The sequence below is a fragment of the Aeromicrobium sp. PFPM2_SD2 genome, assembly GCF_057364525.1.
In genome coordinates, this window is the sequence record NZ_JBNFNZ010000151.1 from 1 (window position 1) to 5,315 (window position 5,315).

The 5,315-nt window shown below is 73.3% G+C and carries 6 protein-coding genes and 2 pseudogenes; 4 read left to right on the plus strand and 4 right to left on the minus strand.

Features of this window, described 5'->3' with window-relative positions:
• Together AC2W7G_RS08665 and AC2W7G_RS08670 are read left to right on the plus strand one after the other, a co-directional pair.
• Nucleotides 1–413 (plus strand): sulfite exporter TauE/SafE family protein (locus tag AC2W7G_RS08665; RefSeq protein ID WP_485868076.1); only part of this gene is annotated, 413 nt, incomplete at its 5' end.
• 319 nt (nucleotides 414–732) lie between these two features.
• A complete protein-coding gene (locus AC2W7G_RS08670) occupies nucleotides 733–1,098 on the plus strand; it encodes a cytochrome b/b6 domain-containing protein (protein WP_485868077.1) in 366 nt (121 codons plus the stop codon).
• 21 nt (nucleotides 1,099–1,119) lie between these two features.
• Here the strand turns inward: AC2W7G_RS08670 and AC2W7G_RS08675 are convergent, their stop codons facing one another.
• The 3 genes and pseudogenes from AC2W7G_RS08675 to AC2W7G_RS08685 all read right to left on the minus strand — a co-directional run.
• A complete protein-coding gene (locus AC2W7G_RS08675) occupies nucleotides 1,120–1,728 on the minus strand; it encodes a hypothetical protein (RefSeq protein ID WP_485868078.1) in 609 nt (202 codons plus the stop codon).
• A 93-nt stretch (nucleotides 1,729–1,821) separates the two neighbouring features.
• Nucleotides 1,822–2,046 carry an HNH endonuclease signature motif containing protein gene (locus AC2W7G_RS08680; protein ID WP_485868080.1) on the minus strand — a complete coding sequence of 75 codons (225 nt, stop codon included), beginning with the start codon at nucleotides 2,044–2,046 and terminating at the stop codon, nucleotides 1,822–1,824.
• A 103-nt stretch (nucleotides 2,047–2,149) separates the two neighbouring features.
• A pseudogene (locus AC2W7G_RS08685) lies at nucleotides 2,150–3,142 on the minus strand (DUF222 domain-containing protein); the annotation flags it as partial.
• A 236-nt stretch (nucleotides 3,143–3,378) separates the two neighbouring features.
• Here AC2W7G_RS08685 and AC2W7G_RS08690 point away from each other — a divergent pair.
• The gene (locus AC2W7G_RS08690; RefSeq protein WP_485868079.1) at nucleotides 3,379–4,140 is read left to right on the plus strand and encodes a tetratricopeptide repeat protein; all 762 of its coding nucleotides are present in this window, start codon (nucleotides 3,379–3,381) and stop codon (nucleotides 4,138–4,140) included.
• A gap of 299 nt (nucleotides 4,141–4,439) precedes the next feature.
• The gene (locus AC2W7G_RS08695) at nucleotides 4,440–4,928 is read left to right on the plus strand and encodes a GGDEF domain-containing protein (RefSeq protein WP_485868081.1); all 489 of its coding nucleotides are present in this window, start codon (nucleotides 4,440–4,442) and stop codon (nucleotides 4,926–4,928) included.
• A 40-nt stretch (nucleotides 4,929–4,968) separates the two neighbouring features.
• On the opposite strand, the pseudogene AC2W7G_RS08700 reads toward AC2W7G_RS08695, so the two are convergent.
• Nucleotides 4,969–5,090, minus strand: a pseudogene (locus AC2W7G_RS08700) (ribosomal protein bL36).
• Nucleotides 5,091–5,315 lie beyond the last annotated feature (225 nt).

A 5,315-nucleotide genomic window follows, 5' to 3' on the forward strand; every position in this document is an offset into this window, starting at 1 on the left:
CCAGCGCCGCGCCGCGCGGGCGCGCGGGGGGCCTGCCGGTCGAGCTCACGCCGGCCCGCACCGCCGCGCTGGCGGTCGGCATCGGGCTGCTCGGCGTCTACGGCGGCTACTTCGGCGCCGCCCAGGGCATCCTCGTCATGGGGCTCATGACGGTGATGACGAGCGTCCCGCTGCAGTCGGTGGTGGGGCTCAAGAACGCCCTGACCACCGGCGTCAACGCGATCGCCGCGGTGACGTTCATGCTCGTCGCCTGGGACCGGATCGACTGGCACGTCGTGCTGCTGGTCGCGATCGGCGCGACGACGGGCGGTCTGGTCGGGGCACGGGTGGGCCGCCGGTTGTCCCCGCCGGTGCTGCGCACCGTCATCGTCGTGGTCGGCCTGGTGGCCATCGCCCGCATGACGCTCGGCTGAGCGCCGCGCCCCACCCGGCCCGCTAGCGTGCCGCCATGGCAGGCCCCCCGTCCCGCACCGCCTACGACGGCGTCGCCAAGACGCAGCACTGGCTCACCGTCCTGGCGCTGGTGACCCAGCTCGTCGTCGGCCTGACCATGGACGCCGGCGCCGCGTCGACCGGGCCGAGCAGGCCGTCGACCGGTTCGAGGAGCGGGGCGAGGCGGCGGCGGAGCAGCAGGGCGAGGCGGCCGAGGAGCGCTTCGAGGCGGAGGTCGAGCGTCGTGAGGCCGCCGCGGACCGGCTGGACGACGAGCCGGGTTCGCAGGAGCTGCGCGACGTGGCGTCCGGCGCGGTGCTCGACGACGGCGTGAGCGCCGTGGAGGTGCATGTCCTGCTCGGGCTCGGCCTGCTGCGGCTCGGGGTGGTGCGGATCGTGCGGCGGCGCGTCACGGCGCTGCCGCCTTGGGCCGAGCACCTCGGGCCCGGCGAGCGCCGCCTCGAGGGACTGCTGGAGAAGGCGATGCTGGCGCTGCTGCTCGTGGTGCCGGCCAGCGGGCTGCTGCTCGCGCTGACCGGCGAGTCGCTGCTGGCCGTCCACGTCGGGACGCAGCTGGTGCTGGCCGTGGTCGTGACGCTGCACGTCGGGCTCGTGCTCAAGCACACGGTCGTGCAGCGGCACCGGCACCTGCAGCGGATGCTCTGAGTGTCGCCGCACGCCTCCGGGTCAGGAGGCGCGGCAGGTGCCCTCGGGCTCGTAGGACGTGAAGCGCACCGCGTCCGGCGCACCCTCGACCCCGAGCACGATGCGGTACCAGGTCTCGTCGCTCTCGGAGACGGGCTCGCCCGACTGGTCCAGGAAGTGCTGCGTGTCGCCGCGGACGCAGACCTTCAGCTGCGTCTCGTCGGAGACCGCCACGCGGAACAGCGGGTCGGTCGGCACGGACCAGCCGCGCTCCCACGCCACCTCGGCCGTCTCCTGGACGAAGTCGCGGACCTGCTCGCTGCCCAGCTCGTCGAGCTCGGGGACGAGACGGCCGCCGTTGATGCTGCGGTAGATCGCCGACGTGAGCTCGCGGAACTGCGCGACGACCGGGTCGTCCGCGTACTTGCGTCCGTTCTGCACCCGGACGTCGATGTCGCCGTCGTCCTGGCCCTCGGCGTCCTGGGCCGCAGCGTCGCTCGACGGGGCGGGCGTCGGAGCCGTGGTGGACGGGAACACCGGGCTCGGCGTGACCTCGGCGCTCGTCCCGGAACGGTCGCCGGCGCCGCTGCACGCGGTGAGCAGGGCGAGCGCGAGCGTGAGGGTGGCCAGCGCCGGGGCGCGACGCGTCATGGGTGCTTCTCCAGGACTCGGGGACGGAGGTCGGCGCCAGGGTACGTGAGCGCCGCCCGGCGCTCAGCAGGCACGTCCGTGGTCCGGCGTCGCTCAGGGGCGCCATCGTCCGTCGTCCTTCCACTGTCCGTCGGGTCCGCGGGTCTGGACGCGGCCGTCCGATGCTCGACGGAACTGCCAGTCCTGCTGGTGGGCCTGGTGGTGGTGTCGGGGGCAGAGGAGGACGGCGTTGTCGAGGTTCGTCTCGCCGCCCTGGCTCCAGGGGATCGGGTGGTGGATCTCGGACCAGGCGGGTGGTCGGTCCGCCGTCGCGGCTATGCCCTTGGTGCGACGGTTCCTTTCCCGGGGCGACGCAGCCCAGGTCGCGGAGTCCGAGGGCGATCTTCTGGTGCTTGGTGAACAGGCGCTTCGTCCGTCCGAGGTCGAGCGGGACGCTGTTGCCGTCGAGGACGGCGGGGATGATGCCGGCTGAGCAGGCGAGGCGTCGGGTCTCGCCGGCCGAGAGCCGGGTGCCGGTGGCGATGGTCGCGGCGGCGAGTCCGGACTGCAGGTCCTTCAGGTCGGTGGTGACGACCAGGGTCGCGGCGGTGGTGCCGGACTGCGGCAGCCCGTCGACGGGCATCTTCTCGATCAGGTGGGCGAACGCGTGGCCCTGCCGCTGGGTCAGCCGGTCAAAGCCGGCCTGCGTTCCTTCGAACGGCTCAGGGACTGGCGACTCGCTCTGCCGCGGGGCGGTGAAGGCGTCGAGCATCGTCCGCAGCATCTCCGCCTGCAGGTCCGGGAGCACGAAGCCGCCACGCCAGGTGCCGTCGCGGTCGTCGACCATCCAGAACGAGGTCCGCTCCCACGCGCGGGCCTCCTGGGCCTCGAGCGACTCGTTCTCGAGCCGGTCCACCTCCGGCTTGGGTGCATAGACGTCGGCGATCCGCTTGGCACGGCGGGACAGGTCCTTGGCCGACAGCGTCTGGGCGGCGGCGATCAGCGTCTGCTCGCACCGGTCCCGGTGCTCCGCGGGCACCCCGCGGAGCGTGTTCACGATCAGGGCTGCCTGCCACTCGGTGATGAGCCCGTCCGCGAGCGTCTTCTCCGTCGCGGTGCGCTCACCGAGCGCCTCGGCGAGGCGCACCTGACGCCCGGCCGCACGCCGGTCGTGTCCGAAGTCACGGGCCAGCAGGTCGGCCGTCCCGGTCGACCCGGCGGTGCCGACGGGGACGAGAGCGTCGACCGCCCGCACGGCCGCGGCACTGTGCGCGGCCAGCCGGGCCTGCAGCCGCTGCAGACGCATCGCGGTCTGGCGGGCTTCGGTGGGGGACTGGTCGAGGTAGGTCGTCGGGTCCAGAGCATCGAGCTCGGCCTCGATCGCGGACAGGCGCACGTCGACCGGCGACGTCCTCTCGACCAGCGCAGCGACCATGATTCCCCCGAATCGAACTGATGTTCCCACCGTGGGTGCAGCCACCGACAGGAATGCGCGTGTCCACAGGCGCCCTTCGACAGGCTCAAGGAGCGCGCCCGAGCAGGCCACGGAGCACCGTCCGGGGGAGGCGTCGAGGCCCTCCGTCCCAGCCCTCGGGACGGTGTCTCGCACGAGTGGCACGGATCATGCGCGAGTCGCGGTTTTTTCCGTTGCGATGCCCGACAATGACTCCCATGACTTCGACGCGCGACACCTCGTCCTCGTCCGAGGCCGCGCTCGACGACGCCCTGCTGGGCATGGAGATCGACCGGTCGAGCGAGGATCCGCAGCTCGCGGCCGAGATCCAGGAGCAGGCGCTGCTGCTCGGACGCGACGACCTCGAGGCCCGTGCGCGGCTCGTCATCGCCGACGCCAGCATGCGGGCCGGCGACCTCGCCAGTGCCGCGCCGGTGCTCGACCAGGTCAACCAGTGGGCCGCCGACAACGGCCAGGCCCACGTCCTGGCCCGCAGCCACCTGCTGCTGGCCTACCAGCACTTCTACGTCGGCGACATGGCCGAGGCCCGGCGCCACGGCGTCCTCAGCGTGCAGTACCTGCCCGAGGACGTCCCGCCGCTGCTGCGCGGCGCCCACCTCGTCGTGCTGGCCATGACGCTGGAGACGGCGGTCGCGCGGACGCGTCGCGCCACCACCACGAGGCGCTGGACATCGCCACGACGCACGGCAACCACCAGATGGCGCGCTCGGTGCTCAACAACATGGCCTACGGCGCCTACCAGCGCGGCGAGGTCGAGAAGGCGACGCAGCTCGTCCAGCGGCTGCAGGAGCTGTCCGAGACCACCGGCATCCCGCTGCGGCCCGGCGACATCGACACCGTCGCGGCGGTCGCCACCCTGCGCGGCGACTACGACCAGGCCGAGGCGCTGCTGCTGCCGCTGGTCAACGGCGGCATCCCCGACGAGGACGAGGCCGACCTGCTGCCCGAGGTGCTGCTGACCCTCGTGCAGGTGCAGCGGCTCTCCGGGGCCATCGACCGGGCGACGGCGACGGTCGAGCGCTGCCTGGAGGTCTGCGAGAGCCGCGGCGGGCTCGGCTCCATCGGCGTGCGGGCCCGGCGCGAGCGTGCCCTGCTGCACGCCGCGCGCGGCGACTTCGAGGCCGCCTTCCTGGAGATGCTGCGCTACGACGAGGAGGCCGCGGCGCAGCGCGACGACGAGCGCGAGCGCCAGGCCGAGCTGACCCAGCTGGTGTTCGAGGTGCGCGAGGGACGCCGCGAGGCCGAGCAGTTCCGCGACATGGCCCTGCGCGACGCCCTGACCGGTCTGTACAACCGTCGCTTCCTGGAGGCGCAGCTGTCCGCCCTGGAGGCGCGGGCTCGCACGGAGGGCATGGTGCTGTCGCTGGCGGTCGTCGACGTCGACCACTTCAAGCAGGTCAACGACACCACCTCGCACCTGGTCGGCGACCAGGTGCTGCGCCAGCTCGCGCGCCGCATGGAGGGCGTCGTCCCGGCGACCGCGACCGTGGCCCGGCTCGGCGGCGAGGAGTTCGTGGTCGTGCTGCCCGAGGCCGACGAGGGCCAGGCGTTCAAGGCCTGCGAGCGCCTGCGCCTGGAGGTGCGCGACCACGACTGGAGCGAGCTGGTCGACCGCACCGTCACGGTGAGCGTCGGCGTGGCCACCGCGCGCGACAACCAGGTCGACGCGCACGAGCTGATGCGCCGGGCGGACGAGAACCTCTACCGCGCCAAGCGCGCGGGCCGCGACCAGGTCGTCGCCGACTAGCCGGCCGCGCCCGCCACGGGTGGGCGGGCGCGGCCGCTCGTCAGCCCTGGCGGCCCTTGAGCCGCGGGTCCTGCCTGTTGATCACGTAGGTGCGTCCGCGGCGGCGCACCACTGCGCGCCCGGCTGGTCCTTCAGTGAGCGCAGCGAGCTCCTGACCTTCATGCGTTCCTCCTCACGAGACGGTCCTGCTCCGCTCCAACGAGAACCGTTCTCGTCCTGTTCCCCCCGTGTGGCCCCACGGCGATCTGTCGGAACGCTCGTCGAGCCGGCGCCGCCGGCGGGTTCCAGCGCTCCGGGGCGCCCCGGCGTGGGATGATGGGGGCGCGCACGGGTCCGCCGCACCGGCCGCCCGGGACCGGGACGGTGCACACGTGGGAGGCATCCAGA